Source organism: Lentibacillus salicampi (assembly GCF_004565465.1).
Taxonomy (GTDB): Bacteria; Bacillota; Bacilli; order Bacillales; family Amphibacillaceae; genus Lentibacillus; species Lentibacillus salicampi.
Map to the genome: position 1 here is coordinate 147,467 of NZ_SRHY01000005.1, position 19,288 is coordinate 166,754.

A 19,288-nucleotide genomic window follows, 5' to 3' on the forward strand; every position below is an offset into this window, starting at 1 on the left:
GGAGCACCTTCATTTCGTTAGCTATTGATTAGTTGAATGCATTTACTGCTGGCAGGCATGTTACATGGCAGAAGCAGTTCAGGTCTACTGTGATGCAGATGCCGGTAGCGCACAAATGCTTCGTGTACTGGTCAATTGGATTTTTCGGATTGTTGTCATCGTCATGAGGGTCTCTCAATAACTCAACAACCGCACAGCAATCATCATTTACCTTCTTCACACGGAAGTAGAAGCTTGAAGTCATTTCGCCAATATCATCCGGGTTAGCACCGAACCCTTGGAATGGTTTGCAGCCTTCTTTGCAATAAAGGATGACTGGAACCGTGTCAAGGCCGTTGGTCCCCTCCGTTTCACCCAGCAAATCACTGATTGATTGTTCGCAGCTGGTCGCGCAGCAATTTTCCACAACATCGTTTTGTGCCTCTACAATTTCGCGCAAAACATCGCAGACACAATTACCTGTTTCAAAATCCTTTCCACAACCCATGAATTATAACCCCTTTCGTGTGTTATTGACTTGGTGTCCCTAATAAGATATGTGCTGATGGGTATATGGTGTGGGCACTCGTCTGCATTACGCGAATATTTTTGAACGAGATATCAAAAGCGTCTTCGTGAAAAACAGTTGATCCAGTGGCAAACGTGGTTCGGAGTATTCTTTGAAAAGAATCTTTCAATGTTTCGGGACACCTGACTATACCTTACGAACAATGGAACATAAACTAATAACGACCATGATTCCAATTCATAAGGAGTGTTGATGTCATGTCTGATCATAAAAAAGTCATTCATGTAAAAGATTTAGTTATTAAAGCGGATAATGTCCACATAGAGCCGCAACACAGGCGTCCCCGCAGAGATCCATTTTTTGGCCGCTGGATGGGCAGCGATTGGGAAGAGCACAAAGAATCAAGTGATAAAGATGAACGTCATTATGAAGAAAGCTCTGAAGATAAAAAGGATAGCGGGCCATCTACCTGGATATAAATGATGAATGCTCGAGGCAGCTGTAGGGCTGTCTTTTTCTTTACGCTATTTTTTGAAGAAAGGGGGGATGTCCGTGCATAACCGTCTAGTCCGGACATTACGCATTATTGAAAAACATTTAGATAAAAACGAAAAGTGGTTTCGATACCCGGAGAAAAAAATGCAATCACTTGATACGGAAATACACGCCTGGGACAAAGAATTTCAACAGGGAATCGCAACATTTGAAAACGTTATGGATGAATTTGAAAAAATAATGGAATAATTTTTAATCAAAAGGGGTATAGATGATTAAGAATACTAAAAATAATGTGAGAAGGGGGGACGAGTGATGGGGTATGTTTTGCCGATCAATCATTATCAATATCATGATTATCAACAACGAGTTACGAAAGCAAAATCGGATCCTTTTCACATTGAACGGCCGTATAAAACGATATTACGAATGGAATACCACAATGATCATACAAATTTGTCCGCAGCAAAGCCGCTTGAAAAGTCCGGCTTTAAACTGAGCACACCAAGGCCCCCTACAGCTGACGAACTATATGCCGAGCTGACAGGAAAAGGACGCCACTTCAGCAGCAGTATTTAGAAAAAAGAAAGCCAATGAAAGAATAGCAGGGGAACTGTCGAGACCTCGAGACAGTTCCCCATCAACGGTGAAAGAGCCCCCATCAACGGTGAAAGAGCCCCCATCAACGGTGAAAGAGCCCCCATCAACGGTGAAAGAGCCCCCATCAACGGTGAAAGAGCCCCCCATCAACGTGAGTGCCTCCGTGAACTTTTACTTTTTATTATGGTAAAGCATGGTAAACAGTTTTTGTTGGTTTTCCTGCCATTCGGCATAGAAAACATCCTCAACAGCAGCAATATTTTGTTTATGAAGCTCCTCTTCCAGCCATTTTTTGGACAGGTTCGCCTCTTTTAGATTGTCCCACAGCACTTCACCATCACTAACGATAGTTCTGCCAAGTTTGACAGGAGTTGGTGAGACGTTTAGATCTGAATTTGTTGGTGTTTGATAGTCCGGTTTTTTCAGCACGGAAATGGTTCCATCTACTTCAAGAACGGCGTATTCAACTTCTTCAATTGAAAAGACATCTTTGGAACGAAGCAGGTGCTGCAGTTCATCGATATCCAGGCGATTTTCTTTGAGAACATCATAGATGAGGTGTCCTTTATGAATAACGATCGAAGGCCGGCCCTCCAGTACGGCCCGTGACCCTTTGAATTTTTGAGTGACAACTTCTGTAATGTAAAGCAATAAACCCCAGACAACGACCAAAAAGGCGATTTCCGGTATACCTGACTCTTTTTCAAATAAGGCATTCCCGACAAGTTCTCCCAATATGATAGCAGAGATGAAATCAAATGGGGTTAAAGAGGAGATTTGCGTTTTTCCAAGCACTTTGACCAGTACAAATAAAGCAAAAAAACCGAAGACTGCATCAGCAAACATCAGCAGATACTCATTCAATGATAATTCCCCCTTTTTCATTCTTGTTATAGCATAACCATTCGGCTGTTTGTCATGCAGATGAAATAAGAGCGGCATATCAGTTAGGTGCGCCATTGAATAGGAAACTGCGGCTGTCTGATGCATACTGAAAAACGTCCCATTGAAAAAGGATACCCTTTATGAAAAACAGGATACCCTTCTTAGCTTAATTGTTTTGTCATGGTTACGTGCGGAATTCCCGCATCCATAAACTCACCTGACACAATGTCATACCCCAATCGTTGATAAAAGCGTGTGGCGTGTGTCTGGGCGTTTAATTTCGCTTTGGCATAGCCTTCCTTTTTGATAACATCTTCCATTGTTTGAATCAATTCAGAGCCGTGTGATTTTCCGCGCGCGTTTTTTACGACACAAATCCGTTCCAATTTGCCAAAGCTATCGACAAATCGGACACGGGAGGCGGCGATTGGCAAATCATCTTCATAACCGATCAAATGAATCGCCTGCTCGTCAAACTCGTCTATCTCTACTTCAGGTGGTACGCGCTGTTCCTCAACAAATACTGTTGCACGGATATCAATGGCGTCTTGTTTCTCCTGTGGTGTTTTGACAACGTTGATGATCATACGAATTCCTTGCCAAATACAAACGATTCATAAACCGTCCATATCTTATTATCAAGCTGGTACACGATGTGAAAACGGTCAATAGGGTCCTCGAGTTGAATGTCTTTCATACGCAGGCTGCCGTATACGTCTGAATGCTCGTCTTCCGATAGTTTTTGCGCAATGGTGATATGTGGTACAAAGGAATACGTCTGATTTTCAGGGAATTTTCCAGTTTGCATCTTCTCAGCCAGATCAGTCAATTGCTGATGCTGGTTAACTTTTAAATAAATTGTGTTGGTCACAGGCGCAAAAGTACTCACTTGATTAATGGATACGTTAAAGGGCTCTGTCTCATTTGCGATATGCTTTAACTCCGTAATCAGCTCAGAGATTTTAGCATCATCCACTTCAAAGGCTTCTTTCAATGTAATGTGTGGCGGGATCAATGCATAATGTGAATCATAGCGTTTTCTGTATGCGTTAATCTCATCCTGAATCGGCTTTGATGGAAAAATAACAATACCATATTTCATTTTAGATAACCTCCTCAGTTTACCTTATATTGATTTTAAGTATAGCTTCTATTATAACAAAAAATGGATTGAATAGGAAATAAAAGTTTTCAAAAATTTTAAATTGAACTAAATATATGTGTGAATGCACGGCTTAAATCGTTTTGCCAATATTTCCAGGTGTGCCGGCCATCCTGAAGTTCGTGATACGTGTAATCCATGTTTTTTTTCTGCAAAACCTGGTGCAGTTCCCGGTTGGGTTTTAAAAAATCTTTCTTACTCCCATCCGTCGTGTCAACAGCTGTCTCATCAGTTCCGATGGTATGGTAAATGGTAATCGGCTGAATGGCTTTCGCATCCTGAACGGTCTTAGTTACTGTCTGATCAACATAGGGGGACTGCATGATTACCTTGCCAAATGTATTCGGGTACTTCAATGCGGTCATCAATGCCAGGGTCCCTGCCAATGAATCGCCAATTAGTGCCCGGGAACGCCCCATAAGGTACGTGGGAAACAAGTCATCCAGGAACGGGACAACTTCATGAGCGAGAAATTTGCTGTAGGCCTGGCGCTGACTGCCATTTGGATGATATTTATCTCTCCGGTCAAATTTATCCCGGTAATGGATTCCAGCCAAAATCGTATTGGCGATTTCATCATTCTCGTGCAAGCGGTCAGACCATGTTGCGGCACGGCCAAGCTGATAGTAATCATCACCGTCCTGCATGATGCCAATCTGATATTTATAAAGCGGTGAATATGTTTCCGGCTGATAAATTCTCAGTGTCATGGTCTCATTTAGATATGTGCTGTTTATCTGTTTGTCGATCATTTTTCCTTTTCGTCCGATCGTGAACACCCCGCTTGATGAAAGATCCACTTTCCTGATATTTACCCGTGTAAGAGCATCTCAAACCACTATTAGTTTAGCATGCTTGAATAGAATATTCTATGCATGGTTCTTCAATTGACCTTTATATAATTTAAAATAGTGGCCCTGCTGCGCAATTAATTCTTGATGCGATCCCTGTTCAATGATTTGGCCGTTTTCCAGCATGATGATTTTGTCCGCCTCCTGAATCGTGTTGAGCCGGTGAGCAATCACAAAGCTTGTTCTTCCCTCCATCAGTCGTTTAAGTGCATCCTGAATGTGCAGTTCGGTTACGGTGTCAATGTTGCTGGTTGCTTCATCCAAAATTAGAATCGCCGGATCAGCGAGTATTGCCCGGGCAATGGTGATCAGTTGTTTTTGTCCTTGGCTGATGCCACTCCCGTCCTGATCAAGAACGGTGTCATAACCGCTGGGAAGGCGCTTAATAAAGTCGTGTGCATTGGCGTCTTTGGCAGCTTTGATAATCGCATCATCAGTCGCATCAAGCTTGCCGTAGCGAATGTTTCCCTTGATTGTGTCTCTAAATAGAAAGGCATCTTGCAAAACAAATCCCATATGCTTTCGGAGGCTGCTGCGTTTAATGTTTCTTAAATCAATGCCATCGAGGGTGATCGAACCGAAATCATAACGATAGAAACGTGAAATCAGATTAATAATTGTCGTTTTACCTGCACCGGTATGTCCAACCAAGGCAACTGTCTGACCGGGATTGGCTGTGAAGCTGATTTGTTTTAAGATCGGTGTTTCCTCATATGCAAAAGACACGTTGTCAAATGCCAGATGACCGTTCGTATGGTCGATCATGCGGGCGGAGGCTTCATCGGTTTCTTCCTGTTCTTCATCGATAATATTAAAAACACGTTCAGCTCCTGCAACAGCTGACAACAGAATATTGAACTGGTTCGACAACTCGTTAAGCGGCCTGGTGAACTGCCGGGCGTATTCTGTGAAAATAACAATGACACCGACCGTGATAATCCCTTTAATCGCAAGAACCCCGCCTGCAAGTCCAATTAGCCCAAAGCTTAGAAAGTTCAGCATGTTCATGACTTTCGGGATGAAACCGGCAAATGTCTGCGCCCAGAACCCGGAATGCTGCAGGTTTTCATTATGCTCCTGAAATTCACGGATGACTCGTTTTTCCTGAGAAAATGTTTTAATAACATGCTGCCCTGAGACCGTTTCTTCCACATACCCGTTCAATGTGCCAAGGTGCTGTTGCTGCAGCTTGTACAATGGACCGGTTCGTTTGGTTATCCAGCGAATCGCCAGAAACATGACCGGAATGATGACCATCGTAATCAGCGTCAATAATGGACTCAGTGCCAGCATGACGGCAACGGTTCCGACAAGCGTCAGGATGCTGGTAAAAATTTGGATAACGGATTGGTTCAGGGTGTTGTTAATGTTATCAATATCATTGGTGACTCGGCTCATCAGTTCGCCGTGCTGCCGTTTATCGAAAAAGGCGATCGGTAGCCGGTGAAATTGCTGGAACAGTTCACTCCGCAGTGTGTACACTGTATTCTGGGCGATGCCGATCATCCAGTAATTTTGCAAGAAAACGGACAACGAATGGAGTACGTAAATGATAAACAGCCAGACGAGCAGCATGCCGAGCCCGGCTGCTTCTTGCGTAACGATAAAATCATCAATCGCCACCCCCACCATAAACGGACCGGCCAGACTCATGGCCGAACTGAAGAACACCATTAGGATCACTAGCAGGAGCATGCCTTTTTCCCGTGACAAATACGACCAGATGCGCTTAACGGTACCGGCCGTATTGCGGGCACGGTCCGTCTTGTCTCGCTCCTGCCGCTCGCGGAGTTCATCGATCGGTATTTTTTTATATTGAAATGGCTCTTTAAAGGCTTTGGTCTGCATACGCATACTCCTTCCCAAACTGTGAGGCGACAATCTGCCGGTATAGCGCAGTGTCATGAAGCAGCTCATCGTGTGTGCCGATTGCCAGCGTTTCCCCGTAGTCCAGCAGCAATATTCGGTCGGCGTTCATCGCTGTTGATACTTTTTGGGTAATCATCAATGTCGTGCAGTTATACGTTCGGATGGCTTCAAGCAGCCTTGACTCAGTGGCCAGATCAAGCGCACTCGTACTGTCATCAAGCATCAAGATCTTTGGCTGTCTAATCAACGCCCTGGCAATCGAAATGCGCTGTTTTTGTCCACCAGATAAATTGACACCTTTCTGACCGATTTTGGTGTTGTAATCGTTCGGCAGATCCATGATTGTTTCATGAATCTGGGCATCTTTTGCAGCCTGAACAACATCGTTTCTGGATGCATTCGTCTTTCCCCACGCGATATTGTCGGTGACAGTCCCGGTGAACAGGAGTGGATTTTGCGGAACGTAGCCTATACTGAGTCGCACATGTTCCAATTTGTATTGATTGATGGGTCGCTCATCGATATAAACCGTGCCCTGATTGGCATCATATAAGTGCGGAATCAGTTGGAACAAGGATGTTTTACCTGATCCCGTTGCACCCATCACAGCCAGTTTCTCGTTCGGGTTGACAGTGAAGGAAATGGATTTCAATGCGTAATCCGGCATGTTTGGATAGGCAAACGATACATGGTCAAAAGTAATCTTTCCATCCTGTACGGTTAAATGGTCATCAGCATCCGTATGATCCATCAGGTCAACGTTTACCCGGAGCACTTCATCAAGCCGTTCAGCTGACGCTTTGGCACGGGAAAAGCCCATAATAATGAATGTGAACATGGAAATCGACATAGCCACACGCATCGCATAATTGACAACGGCCACGACATCACCGGTATTCGTGTCACCGGAAATTGCCAGCGTGTTCCCGTGCCAGATGATAAAAATAAGACTCATATTCATGACAAACAGCAAGATCGGCATGGACGCCTCGATGAAGCGGAATGTTTTGCGCATTATATAGGCCAGATGAGCGTTTGCATCCATAAATCGGCTTTCTTCGTGGTCCCGACGCACAAACGCTTTTATCAGTCGCATCCCCGCAAGATTCTCCTGCATGACCTGATTGACGTAATCAACGTTGCGCTGCACTCGGTCGAATAACCGTGCAGCCATTTTCAGCACCCATAAAATAAATCCGACCAGAAGTGGCACCGTTATAAGAAATATCAATGCAAGCCGCGGACTGACAATAAACGCCATGATCACCCCGCCCATCACAATGAGGGGTGCCTTAGCCATAATCCGGAGTGCCATGAATACCGTGTTTTGCAACTGGCGAACATCATTAGAAAACCGGGTGACGAGCCCTGATGTGGGGAACCGATTCAAATTTGCAAACGAAAAATCCTGTATCTTCCGGAAAAGCTGCCGGCGGATATCATACGCAAATCCAAGCCCCGTGTGAGCGGCGTAAAATGAGTTGAAAATACCGGCAATAAAAGCGGCAAATGCCATGCCAATCATAATGCTTCCCCATATGATGATCGTGCTGATGTTTTGATTCACGACCCCGTCATTAATCATCTTTCCAAGAAAAAACGGCAGCAAAAGCTCAACCATCAATTCAATCAGGGTAAGTGCGTAAGCGACAGTGATAGGAATTTTGTATGGTTTAAGAAAAGAAAGGACATGCTTCAAGTCGGTGACCTCCGATGCAATTTTGGCAATTGTCTTCTTATTATAAAGGGAACCAGGTGATTTCGCCAAGCATTTATTTCGGGTTTAGAAATAAATTAAAACTTTCATTTGTTCGTGTTTTTCACTCTGTTACGGACTGCTGAATTGTGAACACTTCTCCGGAAATTTGTGAACTTCAACTGATTTTGTGACAACTTCAGCATATAGCCAAACAGCCCCTCATAATTTCAAAGAACAAACAGATACTACCGCCAAAGCAGAAATTAAAGGTGAGGTACACGAATGCTTTTATTCATCGGGAAAACAATCCTTTTATATTTCATAACCATTATCATCATTCGATTGATGGGAAAATCAGCTTTTGCCCAACTAACAGCACATGATCTGGCCGGGATCTTTTTCGTTATTTCACTGGCGACAGGCCCGGTTGTGACAAACGATTTTCTTCAATCAATAACGGGGCTGGCCGTAGTCGGGATGATCCATATCGGGTTTTCCAGGCTTATGCTGTTCAACATATTAAACCGGATTTTTGTCGGAAAGCCAACGATTGTCATTAAACATGGCAAGCTTATCCGGGAAAATTTAAAAGGTTCACATTTTACACTTTCTGAATTGTTATCAGAAGTACGGGAAAAAGGCTATCCGGATATCTCATTAATAGATTATGCGATTATTGAACCAAGCGGCGGCATAAGCATTGTTCCGCAACAGGATATTGCTCCTGTCACACCTGCGCATTTGAATATTGAAACGTCCTATCACGGCCTCCCGATCGCGGTCATTATCGAAGGAAGAATCCATCACCGAAATCTGAAGCTTATCGATAAGGATGAACAATGGTTGAATAAAGAACTTTCGAATGCCGGTTTTTCTGATCGAAGTCAGGTATTCTATGCGTCGGTCCGTGATGATAGTGATTCACTGATGATTGATACAGGAACAGGAAATACGCATGCTTGGCAAAACAGGCAATGATGTTTGCAGTGCAGGAGGGAGCGTGACGTTTATTTTTGAAAAAATAATGATTGACAATGCGCTATAAATTATTTATAGTATTAGTTGTCGGTCATTTCATATAAAACATGATTCCGTAGCTCAGCTGGGAGAGCGCATGCTTGACAGGCATGAGGTCGGTGGTTCGAGCCCACTCGGAATCATCAGTCACACCAAGGGTTTCAATCCTTTGGTGTTTTTTATTTTTCTTTTTTGACCACATTTTGACCACGTAAATAATTAGAGAAGTTTTGTGCAGTTTCCTTTTGCATATCGGGCAACACATGACTATATATATCTAATGTTATAGATGTCCTTGCATGTCCTAAACGTTCACTAACGATTTTTGGGTTTTCACCTAATTTTAGCAACATTGTAGCATGTGTATGTCTTAAATCATGAAACGTGATTTTTGGAACGTCTGCTCTTTTTTGGATAGAATTGAAATTACGCAATAAGTTCCTTTGACTATATGGAGTGCCGATTGATGTGGTAACAACTAATTCAGATGAATATTCTTGATCATTCTTATGCTCTTTTAATGCTTCTATAACGTCATCTGTAATTGAAATTTGCCTTTTAGCACCTTTTGTTTTAGGTTCATCAAAATAGTAACTACCGCCCATTCTTATCATTGCTTGTACAATATGGATTGTACCATTATCTAAATCAATGTCTTTCCACCTTAAACCTAATATTTCCCCCATCCTCATTCCGGTGTATATAGCTAAAACATAGGCAATATAAGTTTGATAATCTTTAGCTATCTCCATGAATTTTGTCACTTCTTCCAATGACCACGTTTGTATTTGTTTGTATTTTGGAACAGGGGCATCAACTTTTTCCATAATATTCACTTTGATTTTATCCCACTTTTTAGCATATTTAAAAACCGATGATAAGATATTGTGAACTGCTCTAGCGTATGATGTCGATAAGCCTTCATCATTAAGCATTTTATTATATATGGACTGGATTTCAGAAGGTTCGATATCCTTTATTTTTTTATTACCTAAAATTGGTCGGATTTTATTTCTTATAATCATATTCTTATTTTCAAATGTGGAAGGTTTCATTTTATTTTTTGCATATACCTCGATCCACTCATCTATAATGTGATTTAATGTTTTTTCGGTCACAGTTACATAAGTTTTTTCATTAACTTGTTGCTCAATTTCAGCAGCGGCTAATTGGGCTTCCTTTTTAGTGTTGAAGCCCGTTTTGGTTTTTTGCTTTCTTTTGTTGGTGATTGGATCAATCCCCAAGTCAACAGTATAACTCCATTTTGCACCACAAGTACATTGCTTCTTATTTTTACACTTGCAACCTCTTCTTCTGTAATAAGCCATATTCTTTTCATCTCCTATAATTTATCAATTGACTGTTTAATTATTGGTTCTCCCCATGCAGCATTTTCCTTTTCTGCCTCATTCATTTCTTTATATAACTCATTCAAAACTTTAACTAAGCTATCCTCATTCAACAATGATAAATTATTGTCAAAAAGCCTTTGCATGAACATATACAGCTTTTTATTGCTCTTCATATTTGTCAATGTCTGTTCAATATTCTTGACTAATTTAAAGCCTTCACCAGTCTTTTCTAATGACACCTCTTTGAGAATTGAGTTAATTATCTCTAGTCGATCATTTATGATTTCTTTCAGTAACTCGTCATCTGTATTAATGAAATATTCTGGATGACTATTCCTTATTTCCTTCTCATTTTCTTCATGTTGTTGATACTCATCATATGTCAATTCATTTTGTTGCATTTGTTTATTAATTAATTCCTGTTCACGTTCTGGTGACATAAGACCAAATGATTCCAGATAATCCTCTATTTTATCCTCATCTATTCCTATATACTTAAAAATCTTGTAAACATTGTCGTAGTCAGGATTTTTATTTCTTTCACTTTCAATTTGATATATATAAGCAGCACCTTTGCCTAATTCAAAAGACAAGTCTCTAGCATTAATTTTTTTAGCCTTCCTATGCTGTTTGATAAATTCCCCCAACGTTCCATCAAAATTAAGGTAATATTTTCTGGTCATAGCTTTACACCTCCTGAAATTATTATATCTTATCACAGTATATCCCTTATTTATCAGGCTCACAAGACTGTCATGATAATTATTACCAGTTATCATATAAATTATTCAAAGTGAGGGGGGTTGACATGATAACACATGATAATATATACTAATGATACAACATGATAACTTATGATAATAAATGATAAAAAAGGAGGTATAAATTTGGTTGAAATTAAACTAGATGAGGATGAACTAAATAAATTGTATCAAGAAAAATTAGAGCAACATCTAAACAAATTAGATAACGAAGTAGTGTTCTGGGATACGAAGGAGCTAGAGAAACAGACCAATCTTTGCTTTAACACCATTAAAGATCAGTTTTTCTATCATCCAGATTTTCCTAAGCATAAGGTTGGCAATAAGTGGCTTTATCCTGCTAAAGAGACTAAACAATTCTTATTAAATTGGATTCAGAGTAAATAATACATATTCTTTAAATTCAGATGAAAGGGGTGATAACGCTATGACCGAGCAATATTACAATATATTTGAAGAATATGGATTGAAACATTACCAGTTGCCAAAAGTGTTTTTTACGAATAGCAGCTACATAAAAATGACAAATGATACCAAAATTGCTTGGTCAGTATTAAAGGATAGGTTTCAATTGTCGGTTAAAAATGGTTGGTATGACGAAAGGGGGAATATTTATTTCATTTATACGAATGATGAATTAAAACAGATTTTAAATGTAGGTAATAACAAGTTATCCAATATAAAAAAGGAATTGCTTCAGAATGGATTACTTGAACAGGTCAGGTTAGGGCAAGGAAAACCAAACAGACTTTACGTTAAAAAGCCGATTGTTAGCAAGCATGATATTTACAAGATTAATAAGGCAGAAAGTTTAGAAATCCCAAAACGAGATTTCAAGAAATCCCAGAATAAGACAACTAGAAATACTGAAATAGGACAACTAGAAATCCCAAAACAAGACGGTAGTAATACTGATGTTATTAATACTGATTTTAATGATACTGATCATCATTACCATTACCAGATGACTGGTTATATCTGGAAAATGAAATTACCTATGTCATTAAAGAAGTTCTTTTCGGAAAAGGTAAATGTTTTAGTCAATGATCGAACATTTGATATTACAGAAATTGAATACTTTTATAACACATATACAGAATTTATTTATCCTAATTGTTCATCTGAAGATATTTATCATCTGAATGACATTGAATTTACAAAAACAATGAAGCAAATGTTTAAAAAGGTCGATAGACCAATAAGCAACATGGAAGGTCTTATTAAAACATGGGTGCTTACAGCTATCCATTACAAAATGGAGGGTTATCAGTGAACCTGATAAACAAAATCAATCATTATTTCTTTGATTTAGAGGACGATGAGCAGTTACCGCTTGTATCAGATGCATTATTTTTCTACATTCCAATTTTGATAATGCCGGTAATAGCAATCGGAATTTGGTTTATATAGGGGAGGGGTTGCTTTGTGGATCAAGAGTGGGTTGAATTAATCGAATATGCCAAGTTGTTGAGAATGTCAAAAGATGAAGTGAAAAAAATTTTAAGAGGGGGATCACAAATGATTGTTAGGAATATTCCAGCTACTCAAAGAATAATCATTGAAGCCGATTATTACGAGACAGCAACTATAGCAGCAATAATTGATAACTATGTAAGAGCCAATCCTGATGATGAGCAGATGAGGGAAGTTAGCAGAAAAATTCACAATCCTGAAATTATTAAAGGAGAGGGTAAATTATGAGTAAAGTAGATTTTGGCGATCAGGTAAGAGTAATTAAGGATTCTTGCGAAGGAACATATGAAGATTTAGTCGGTAAAACGGTAACAGTGGTCGAAGTTGATGAAACGGAAGAGCCGGAAATCCCATACACTTACTTGGTGACAGGAACTGGCAGACCAACAAAAAGCGAGTACCTTGAAGGTGACGAGGAAGTAGTAGTATGTACAGATGTTGAAGTTGTTAGTAGGCAAAATGATGAACTCATATAAGCAAATTAAAATTTAAAAAGGAGAAATGAAAAATGCTTAGATTAGATGACTATAAATTTGAAAATAAGGAAGAAAGAGAAGCTGCAAGGGGTATGATGGAAGCATTTACGAAAATGGATAACGAAAGAATGATTATGCAAAGACAGAAATACCTTTTTGTCAACTTTATTATGGAGAATGACTTAGAGGATGACCTTGTTAAATTTATGAAGGCTAAAACAAATGAAGGCGTAAATTACTGGTACGAAAAAGCAGCAAGTGAATTTCTTGAAACAGATTTAGAAATTGAAGATGAAAACGTATTACATGATGATTATGAATTCATGAAAATATTAAAAAATAAGTGTGATGAAAATGTTTATTTTGATTGATTAAATGTTTAAAGTATTTTTAGCTATTGAGAGCCTTCTCACAGCGTTTTAATGCTTGCGGATATAATAAGTCCTATATTTCTATTAAACGTAATGTCAGAAGGCTCAATAAGCTATATCAATAAGATTTTAGAACTAAGGAGAGGAATTTATATTGGAAGAAAAATTTAAAACATGGGAACAAACAGAAACTAAAATTCAAGACATGGAATATAAACAGCTAGATTTAAAATATAGCTTTGGTTATGGAACACCTAGATATAATAAAGAATCTGAAGGGAACGCAGCTAGTTTATTTCTAAGGATAAATCGAGAATTAGAGAAAAAGGATTATACAGATGATCCAGTGCTTTTAAGCCAGTACCTAAATGAAATATTAGGCGATAAAGATAAAGGTACACTAGACGCTGAATTACAAGGAATACTGGAAACAGAATACTACCATACCAATTATGCAGATACAAACAAGCGTAGTAGGTTGTCGGAGGACTTATACATAAATAAGAAATTGGAATCATTAGCTACTAAATTAATTAACCTTACTAATGATTCTGAATATCCATTGTTAAGCAAGTATGCGGAAAATATGAACACAAACAGGGAAAAATTTATAAATGATGATGAGGACGAAGATCCAAAATTAGGAATTATGCCAAATGGCTTACATGAGGACATTGTAGAGTTATTTAATAATGAACAAACGCAATCCATAATAAATAATTTTAAAATGTCCGAGAAACAGAAAAGACAATTACGAAATAAAAATATCAAGCCAGATGATTTTAAGAAGTATCCAGAATTGCTACATATGTATGAAGCTAAATTAACACTTGAAAACGAATTAGGTTTAAGTGATGGATTGACCGATAAGGACAAAGAAGAAAAGAGAAATACATATTTATCTAATTACAGCCAACTCTTATATAAAGAAAAAGAAAAAGCCTTTGACAGATGGGCAAATGGACAGTCAAGGCTAGACAAAGAAACTATTGAAAGATTTAAAAAGAATCCTAAGAAATTTGAAGAATTACTAATTAATGAGGTCTGGAAACCAATAATTAGCGAAAGTGAATTAGAATCAAAATTTCAAAATGTTGTTAGATATTATGGTAATGCCAATAATGCCATAAGTCAATATAACAAAGCAAAAAGAATTAAAAATGATATTGGCTATGAAATGACCGTCATAAAGCAGAGATTAGAGCCAGTAGTCGGCTTCAGAGGTCAAAGAGTGACTTCTATTAATGTTAGACAGAATCAGGAAGAATTAGAGCATAAATTTCATTTTGGTGATCCTAAAATGATTGAAGGTTTATTATTTGTTGATACTGAAACAAGCGAGCCAGTTAAAGATGATAACGGGAAATCAATAAGGTTTAAATATTCAATTCCATTATTTCAAGTGCTGGAAGATAAGCACAAAAATCATAATACATATGTTAATAATCACATTTTAAGCAAGTTTAGACAGTTGGTTAAGTCTACTAAACTAGAAGATTATGAGAATGCCATAGTTAAAATGATTATTGATCCTATCTATAACATAGAAGAAAAAGGAAACGTAAGGGAAAATCTGTATCGAGATATTATTGATAAATTAAATAATACATACGACTTATCCATTAAAAATAAAAGACAGCTTAAAACATTGATTAGAAAGTTGTCCAAGAAAATTAGCAATACATATTTGGATGAAATAGAAAAGGATAAATTAGGTACGGTTAAATGTAGTAAATGCAAAGAGGATAAAGTAGCAAGTACAAGAAATTTTGGCAAAAACAGTAAAAACACAGGAAGGAAGGGGTTAAAATCAATCTGCAAGTCATGTGAAAATGTATAACATATAATAATATCGAATAAATATTTCAATAGTAAACAATAATAGACGGAAACTTATGAAAATTTGTAGAATTAACTCTAATATAAGTAGTTGGTTTAATTCAATGTATACATTTATATGTCTTTCTATAAGGCTAATGTATCATATTTAAACATTTATAGTTTTGTAGAATGATATGCTATTACGCATTACTACAAAATTCTCCTTAAAATTCTTTTATTATTATTATTATTATTATGTGCCAATTGGGCACACCTCTCCCGTAGTCGGTTGTCGCTAGATGGTCGGCTACCAATATTTTTTGCAAATTAATTCACTTATTGGAAAGGGAGAGAGTATCACTTTTTTATGTCTGTCTAATTTAGACATTCATACATATACAAATATTAAAAAGAGAGGTGGTGTATCAATGGCAGATCAAACATTTTCGCAAGAACAAGTTGATGAACAGATTGCTAATGCCAAAAAGGAATGGCAAGAGAAAGAGTTAAAGCCATTACAAACAGAATTAGATGAGGTTAAGGGTAAACTACCTAAAGAGCCCACAGACGCTGAAAAGGCTTTACAACAAAAGGAAAATGAACTTTTCCAAAAACAAGTATCTGTAGAGTTAAAAGCCAATGGCTTAGAACAATTTGCAGATGTTGTAAATGTGTCCAATGAAGAAGGATTAACTAAGACAATCGAACAATTAACTAAAATCAATAATGATATGAAGATTAACAACTCATATCAGCCAACAGACACGAAAGGGAATGATGCATACGATGTTGCTAAAAAACAAGGCGATCACAAAGGAATGGTTAAGTCAATCTTTGGTTTTAAATCATAAATTATCACACTTGAAGGGAGGTGAGTAAATGTTTAATACGCAAGATTTTGTTCCAGGTCAATCATTCGATATGAAAGACTTGATTATTGAGGTGAATAAGAAACAGAATCCTTTTTCAACTTTATTGTTGTCTAAGGCTGTTCCGGCTCAATCCCCTCATGTCGAATGGATTCAAGAAGAAATCAATGAAGCTAGTGCGGTCACTATGGCAGAAGGTGGAGATGCTCCTGCATACCAAAAAGATAACTTAGGTTCTAAGCAGAATTGGTTAGAGTTGATTGGGGCTACAGCATCAGTTACAAATACTGCCCAATACTCTAATGCTATTGGAATTAGTGACTTGTTGGCACATGAAGTTACCAAAAAGACTAAAGCTATTAAGCGACAGTTTGAAAACCGTTTTATCCATGCTACAGGTGGAGGTTATAAATCTGCATCTAAGACATATAAAACGAATGGTATTTTGTCACAAATTCATGCTGATAACAAAGTTGCAGATACAGCATTAACGGTTGATGCTTTTGATAGCGTAATTGAAAAATTATATAACGCTGGTGTATCTGATAACATGATTTGCTTTGTTCCTGCTAAATTGAAAAAGCAGATTAATGCTTTTGATTCGGTTGAACACTTTGCAAAGGATAACTTCCTAGGATTTGATATGGACACTTATATCACTGTTTGGGGCAATGTTTCATTCGTGCTTTGTGAGGGTCTAAGCAATGAACTATTTGTAGTTAATCCAGATTATCTTGAATTGGCTCAACTTATCCCATATCATGCTACTGTTCAAAGTGTAAGCGGATCAAAACAATCCGTATATCTGGAAGCACAGCAAGGTGTTAAATTGTTGAACGAAAAAGCAGCAGCTAGTTTCTCTATTGAAACAGCATCATAATAAATTATAGGAATAAAAGGAAGCAATACATATAAATCGTTGGCGAATGGATAAATTTTTCATGTGGTTTTTGATATTCATTCGTTAAATTTCAGGGGAAAATCACATAAATTTGATATGGATTCGGTCAGCAGATGAGGTTAAGACGTTTCCAGTCTGATTGGCTTTAATTACACTAAAAAACGTCAAACCATGTTTTAATAATTATTCGTCTTTCATTGTAATTTGCGGTGGATGGTCGGGTCTAGTCAACTCGACTATCTACACTATTTTTTTAAAATTAAAATTCATGAAATGGAAAGGAAGGGATGAAAATGCAATTTACAGAAAAAGAAATGTTCAAGATGCAAAGGCAAAAACTAGGCATCAAATTGGCTGAGGTTGCTAAATATGCTAAGTGCGATCCTAGCTATTTATCTAAATATGAAAAAGGTAAATATGAGCCATCACCAAAAATAATTAATGCTTATAAAGAATATATTGCAAATTATCAATAAAGGGAGAGTAAAACAAATGATTTAATATATAGGGAGAGGTAGAAAAATGGGAAAACCAAGAATTAATCCTTTTACTAATAGTTGGGAAATAGATGATAAACAAATCACAGAAGATGAAGCTAAACAATATGATTATGAACAATATGAAGCAGAGTTAGAAAGCTATCAGAAACATATGGGTAGTAAGCAGGCATCAACAATAGTTAGTCATGACGAAAAAAAGAAAAGCAAAATTAATCCAAAAGACTTCTTTAGTGAAAATTTTAAATTTGTTCCTGCTAAACTAGGCAGGTACATAAATGAAAATATGGCAACTTTTTATGATGGGAATACACTTTATTATTATAAAGATGGCGTGTATATTCCAAAAGGTGAAGCAAGGTTAAACAAGGTTATTCAAGACATTTTAAAAGATGACAGCACAATTAGCCGAAAACGTGAAACGATTGACTGGTTACGTACTAATAATGATATTACATATAAGAATGTTAAAGTAAATCCAAATGACGGTTTTATAAATGTGAAAAATGGATTATTAAATATGGAAACTGGTGAATTATTACCACATAGCCAAAAACGAATTTCGACAATTCAATTACCCGTTACTTATGATCCTGATGCCAATATATCTAAAGTGGATAAGTTTGTTAAATCGGTTGTTCCTGCCGATACAGTTAAATTAGTGTATGAAATGATTGGTTATTGCTTGACTATGGACATTAAGGCACAAAAAGCGTTTATGTTTCAAGGTAGTGGGGCAAATGGTAAGTCTGTAATGATTGATATGATTAGTGCTTTAATTGGTAACAGTAACATTAGTAATGTGGCGTTACAGGACTTAGACGACAATAGATTTAAAGTGGCACAATTACAGCATAAATTAATTAATACGTTTGATGATTTACCTAATAAAGCATTGAAACAAAATGGCAACTTCAAAGCAAGTGTTACAGGTGGATCAATAGATGCTGAAAGAAAAGGGCAGAATCCTTTTCAATTTAGACCGTTTGCTAAACATATTTATTCAGCTAATACAATTCCAAAGTCTCATGATAATTCAGATGCTTATTTCAGACGTTGGATTATTATTCCATTCCCCAACACTTTCAAAGGTGAAAATAAGGATGAAAGTTTAATAGGTAAATTGACAACAGAAAAAGCATTGTCAACCCTATTAAATTTAGCGTTAGAGGGATTGCAACGATTACGTAAAAAGAAAATGAACTTTTCAGAAAATGAATCAACTATAGAGATGCTTAAACAATACATAAACCAATCAGATAATATTGTCACGTTTGTTGAGGAATGTTGCGAAATCGGAAATGATGAAAACAACAAACCTTATCAAGTACCAGTAGAAAATTTATATCATACATACAAAAATTATTGCAAAGAGAACAATTATTATTCTTACAGCAAAAAGGAATTTAATAGTCACTTAAAACAGACATATAATTTTGACACCTCCAGACCAAATAAGTTTAATAAAAAAACAACTTGGAACGGAATAGGTTTATCAAGTGAATATAAAGAATATTCCCCTTTTAAATAGGTGGAACAGTAAATAGTTAAGTGGAACAGTAACTGGAACAGTAAATTTATATAAAATTGTTCCAGTTTTATTTTTAAAATCCTATCATATCAACGTTTATAGACTACTGGAACAGTTGGAACAGTAAAAAAATAATCCTTAGTGTTGTGA

General features: G+C 37.4%; 23 protein-coding genes and 1 tRNA gene. 15 read left to right on the forward strand and 9 right to left on the reverse strand.

Annotated elements, in window-relative coordinates; genetic code table 11:
- Positions 1–28: 28 nt before the first annotated feature.
- Entirely contained in the window at positions 29–487 is a 459-nt protein-coding gene (locus E4U82_RS06610; RefSeq protein WP_135109343.1) for a CotY/CotZ family spore coat protein, read from the reverse strand.
- 278 nt (positions 488–765) lie between these two features.
- On the opposite strand from E4U82_RS06610, the gene E4U82_RS06615 reads away from it, so the two are divergent.
- The 3 genes from E4U82_RS06615 (at position 766) to E4U82_RS06625 (ending at position 1,582) form a co-directional block, all read left to right on the forward strand.
- Entirely contained in the window at positions 766–987 is a 222-nt protein-coding gene (locus tag E4U82_RS06615; RefSeq protein WP_135109345.1) for a hypothetical protein, read from the forward strand.
- Between the two features lie 67 nt (positions 988–1,054).
- Positions 1,055–1,252 carry a hypothetical protein gene (locus E4U82_RS06620; RefSeq protein WP_245183528.1) on the forward strand — a complete coding sequence of 66 codons (198 nt, stop codon included), beginning with the start codon at positions 1,055–1,057 and terminating at the stop codon, positions 1,250–1,252.
- Between the two features lie 66 nt (positions 1,253–1,318).
- Positions 1,319–1,582, forward strand: a complete 264-nt coding sequence (locus E4U82_RS06625; protein ID WP_135109349.1) for a hypothetical protein — start codon at positions 1,319–1,321, stop codon at positions 1,580–1,582.
- 192 nt (positions 1,583–1,774) lie between these two features.
- On the opposite strand, the gene E4U82_RS06635 is transcribed toward E4U82_RS06625, so the two are convergent.
- From E4U82_RS06635 to E4U82_RS06660, 6 genes are all read right to left on the reverse strand, one after another.
- Complete coding sequence (locus E4U82_RS06635; protein WP_425339506.1) at positions 1,775–2,593, reverse strand: DUF421 domain-containing protein; 819 nt, start codon at positions 2,591–2,593, stop codon at positions 1,775–1,777.
- Positions 2,594–2,649: 56 nt separating this feature from the next.
- Positions 2,650–3,075 (reverse strand): GNAT family N-acetyltransferase, encoded by a 426-nt coding sequence (locus tag E4U82_RS06640; protein ID WP_135109353.1) that lies wholly within the window; start codon positions 3,073–3,075, stop codon positions 2,650–2,652.
- Positions 3,072–3,590, reverse strand: coding sequence for a YjcG family protein (locus E4U82_RS06645; RefSeq protein ID WP_135109355.1), 519 nt, complete (start codon positions 3,588–3,590; stop codon positions 3,072–3,074). Before E4U82_RS06645 ends, E4U82_RS06640 begins: the two co-directional genes overlap by 4 nt.
- Positions 3,591–3,688: 98 nt before the next feature.
- Positions 3,689–4,420 carry an alpha/beta hydrolase gene (locus E4U82_RS06650; protein ID WP_135109423.1) on the reverse strand — a complete coding sequence of 244 codons (732 nt, stop codon included), beginning with the start codon at positions 4,418–4,420 and terminating at the stop codon, positions 3,689–3,691.
- 99 nt (positions 4,421–4,519) lie between these two features.
- A complete protein-coding gene (locus E4U82_RS06655; RefSeq protein ID WP_135109357.1) occupies positions 4,520–6,349 on the reverse strand; it encodes an ABC transporter ATP-binding protein in 1,830 nt (609 codons plus the stop codon).
- The gene (locus E4U82_RS06660; protein ID WP_135109359.1) at positions 6,330–8,069 is read right to left on the reverse strand and encodes an ABC transporter ATP-binding protein; all 1,740 of its coding nucleotides are present in this window, start codon (positions 8,067–8,069) and stop codon (positions 6,330–6,332) included. Before E4U82_RS06660 ends, E4U82_RS06655 begins: the two co-directional genes overlap by 20 nt.
- 282 nt (positions 8,070–8,351) lie before the next feature.
- Between E4U82_RS06660 and E4U82_RS06665 the strand changes: the two genes are divergently transcribed.
- A complete protein-coding gene (locus E4U82_RS06665; protein WP_135109361.1) occupies positions 8,352–9,047 on the forward strand; it encodes a DUF421 domain-containing protein in 696 nt (231 codons plus the stop codon).
- Positions 9,048–9,156: 109 nt separating this feature from the next.
- Positions 9,157–9,229: transfer RNA gene (locus E4U82_RS06670), tRNA-Val, on the forward strand.
- 36 nt (positions 9,230–9,265) lie between these two features.
- Here E4U82_RS06670 and E4U82_RS06675 read toward each other — a convergent pair.
- Positions 9,266–10,414 carry a site-specific integrase gene (locus E4U82_RS06675; protein ID WP_135109363.1) on the reverse strand — a complete coding sequence of 383 codons (1,149 nt, stop codon included), beginning with the start codon at positions 10,412–10,414 and terminating at the stop codon, positions 9,266–9,268.
- 14 nt (positions 10,415–10,428) lie between these two features.
- Positions 10,429–11,121, reverse strand: coding sequence for a helix-turn-helix domain-containing protein (locus E4U82_RS06680; RefSeq protein ID WP_167751345.1), 693 nt, complete (start codon positions 11,119–11,121; stop codon positions 10,429–10,431).
- Positions 11,122–11,325: 204 nt separating this feature from the next.
- Between E4U82_RS06680 and E4U82_RS06685 the strand changes: the two genes are divergently transcribed.
- From E4U82_RS06685 to E4U82_RS06730, 10 genes are all read left to right on the forward strand, one after another.
- The gene (locus E4U82_RS06685; protein WP_135109367.1) at positions 11,326–11,586 is read left to right on the forward strand and encodes a group-specific protein; all 261 of its coding nucleotides are present in this window, start codon (positions 11,326–11,328) and stop codon (positions 11,584–11,586) included.
- A gap of 40 nt (positions 11,587–11,626) precedes the next feature.
- Positions 11,627–12,472 carry a replication initiator protein A gene (locus E4U82_RS06690; protein WP_135109369.1) on the forward strand — a complete coding sequence of 282 codons (846 nt, stop codon included), beginning with the start codon at positions 11,627–11,629 and terminating at the stop codon, positions 12,470–12,472.
- A 152-nt stretch (positions 12,473–12,624) separates the two neighbouring features.
- Positions 12,625–12,900: a hypothetical protein gene (locus E4U82_RS06695; protein WP_135109371.1), complete on the forward strand. Its 276-nt coding sequence runs from the start codon at positions 12,625–12,627 to the stop codon at positions 12,898–12,900.
- Positions 12,897–13,148 (forward strand): hypothetical protein, encoded by a 252-nt coding sequence (locus tag E4U82_RS06700; RefSeq protein ID WP_135109373.1) that lies wholly within the window; start codon positions 12,897–12,899, stop codon positions 13,146–13,148. Before E4U82_RS06695 ends, E4U82_RS06700 begins: the two co-directional genes overlap by 4 nt.
- Positions 13,149–13,180: 32 nt before the next feature.
- Positions 13,181–13,519: a hypothetical protein gene (locus tag E4U82_RS06705; RefSeq protein ID WP_135109374.1), complete on the forward strand. Its 339-nt coding sequence runs from the start codon at positions 13,181–13,183 to the stop codon at positions 13,517–13,519.
- 154 nt (positions 13,520–13,673) lie between these two features.
- The gene (locus E4U82_RS06710; RefSeq protein ID WP_135109376.1) at positions 13,674–15,359 is read left to right on the forward strand and encodes a hypothetical protein; all 1,686 of its coding nucleotides are present in this window, start codon (positions 13,674–13,676) and stop codon (positions 15,357–15,359) included.
- A 409-nt stretch (positions 15,360–15,768) separates the two neighbouring features.
- Positions 15,769–16,191 carry a hypothetical protein gene (locus E4U82_RS06715; protein ID WP_135109378.1) on the forward strand — a complete coding sequence of 141 codons (423 nt, stop codon included), beginning with the start codon at positions 15,769–15,771 and terminating at the stop codon, positions 16,189–16,191.
- Between the two features lie 28 nt (positions 16,192–16,219).
- Complete coding sequence (locus tag E4U82_RS06720; protein ID WP_135109380.1) at positions 16,220–17,089, forward strand: SU10 major capsid protein; 870 nt, start codon at positions 16,220–16,222, stop codon at positions 17,087–17,089.
- A 314-nt stretch (positions 17,090–17,403) separates the two neighbouring features.
- Positions 17,404–17,586 (forward strand): helix-turn-helix domain-containing protein, encoded by a 183-nt coding sequence (locus tag E4U82_RS06725; protein WP_167751346.1) that lies wholly within the window; start codon positions 17,404–17,406, stop codon positions 17,584–17,586.
- A gap of 46 nt (positions 17,587–17,632) precedes the next feature.
- On the forward strand, positions 17,633–19,138 hold the full coding sequence (locus E4U82_RS06730) for a DNA primase family protein (RefSeq protein WP_135109384.1): 1,506 nt from the start codon (positions 17,633–17,635) through the stop codon (positions 19,136–19,138).
- Positions 19,139–19,288 lie beyond the last annotated feature (150 nt).

Bases quoted from the DNA above. Each gene is read 5' to 3' on its own strand.
- E4U82_RS06680 (WP_167751345.1), bottom strand. From the start codon at position 11,121: ATGACCAGAAAATATTACCTTAATTTTGATGGAACGTTGGGGGAATTT.
- E4U82_RS06640 (WP_135109353.1), bottom strand. From the start codon at position 3,075: ATGATCATCAACGTTGTCAAAACACCACAGGAGAAACAAGACGCCATT.
- E4U82_RS06665 (WP_135109361.1), top strand. From the start codon at position 8,352: ATGCTTTTATTCATCGGGAAAACAATCCTTTTATATTTCATAACCATT.
- E4U82_RS06655 (WP_135109357.1), bottom strand. From the start codon at position 6,349: ATGCAGACCAAAGCCTTTAAAGAGCCATTTCAATATAAAAAAATACCG.
- E4U82_RS06675 (WP_135109363.1), bottom strand. From the start codon at position 10,414: ATGGCTTATTACAGAAGAAGAGGTTGCAAGTGTAAAAATAAGAAGCAA.
- E4U82_RS06615 (WP_135109345.1), top strand. From the start codon at position 766: ATGTCTGATCATAAAAAAGTCATTCATGTAAAAGATTTAGTTATTAAA.
- E4U82_RS06720 (WP_135109380.1), top strand. From the start codon at position 16,220: ATGTTTAATACGCAAGATTTTGTTCCAGGTCAATCATTCGATATGAAA.
- E4U82_RS06715 (WP_135109378.1), top strand. From the start codon at position 15,769: ATGGCAGATCAAACATTTTCGCAAGAACAAGTTGATGAACAGATTGCT.
- E4U82_RS06705 (WP_135109374.1), top strand. From the start codon at position 13,181: ATGCTTAGATTAGATGACTATAAATTTGAAAATAAGGAAGAAAGAGAA.
- E4U82_RS06725 (WP_167751346.1), top strand. From the start codon at position 17,404: ATGCAATTTACAGAAAAAGAAATGTTCAAGATGCAAAGGCAAAAACTA.
- E4U82_RS06620 (WP_245183528.1), top strand. From the start codon at position 1,055: ATGTCCGTGCATAACCGTCTAGTCCGGACATTACGCATTATTGAAAAA.
- E4U82_RS06730 (WP_135109384.1), top strand. From the start codon at position 17,633: ATGGGAAAACCAAGAATTAATCCTTTTACTAATAGTTGGGAAATAGAT.
- E4U82_RS06690 (WP_135109369.1), top strand. From the start codon at position 11,627: ATGACCGAGCAATATTACAATATATTTGAAGAATATGGATTGAAACAT.
- E4U82_RS06635 (WP_425339506.1), bottom strand. From the start codon at position 2,593: ATGCATCAGACAGCCGCAGTTTCCTATTCAATGGCGCACCTAACTGAT.
- E4U82_RS06645 (WP_135109355.1), bottom strand. From the start codon at position 3,590: ATGAAATATGGTATTGTTATTTTTCCATCAAAGCCGATTCAGGATGAG.
- E4U82_RS06625 (WP_135109349.1), top strand. From the start codon at position 1,319: ATGGGGTATGTTTTGCCGATCAATCATTATCAATATCATGATTATCAA.
- E4U82_RS06700 (WP_135109373.1), top strand. From the start codon at position 12,897: ATGAGTAAAGTAGATTTTGGCGATCAGGTAAGAGTAATTAAGGATTCT.
- E4U82_RS06610 (WP_135109343.1), bottom strand. From the start codon at position 487: ATGGGTTGTGGAAAGGATTTTGAAACAGGTAATTGTGTCTGCGATGTT.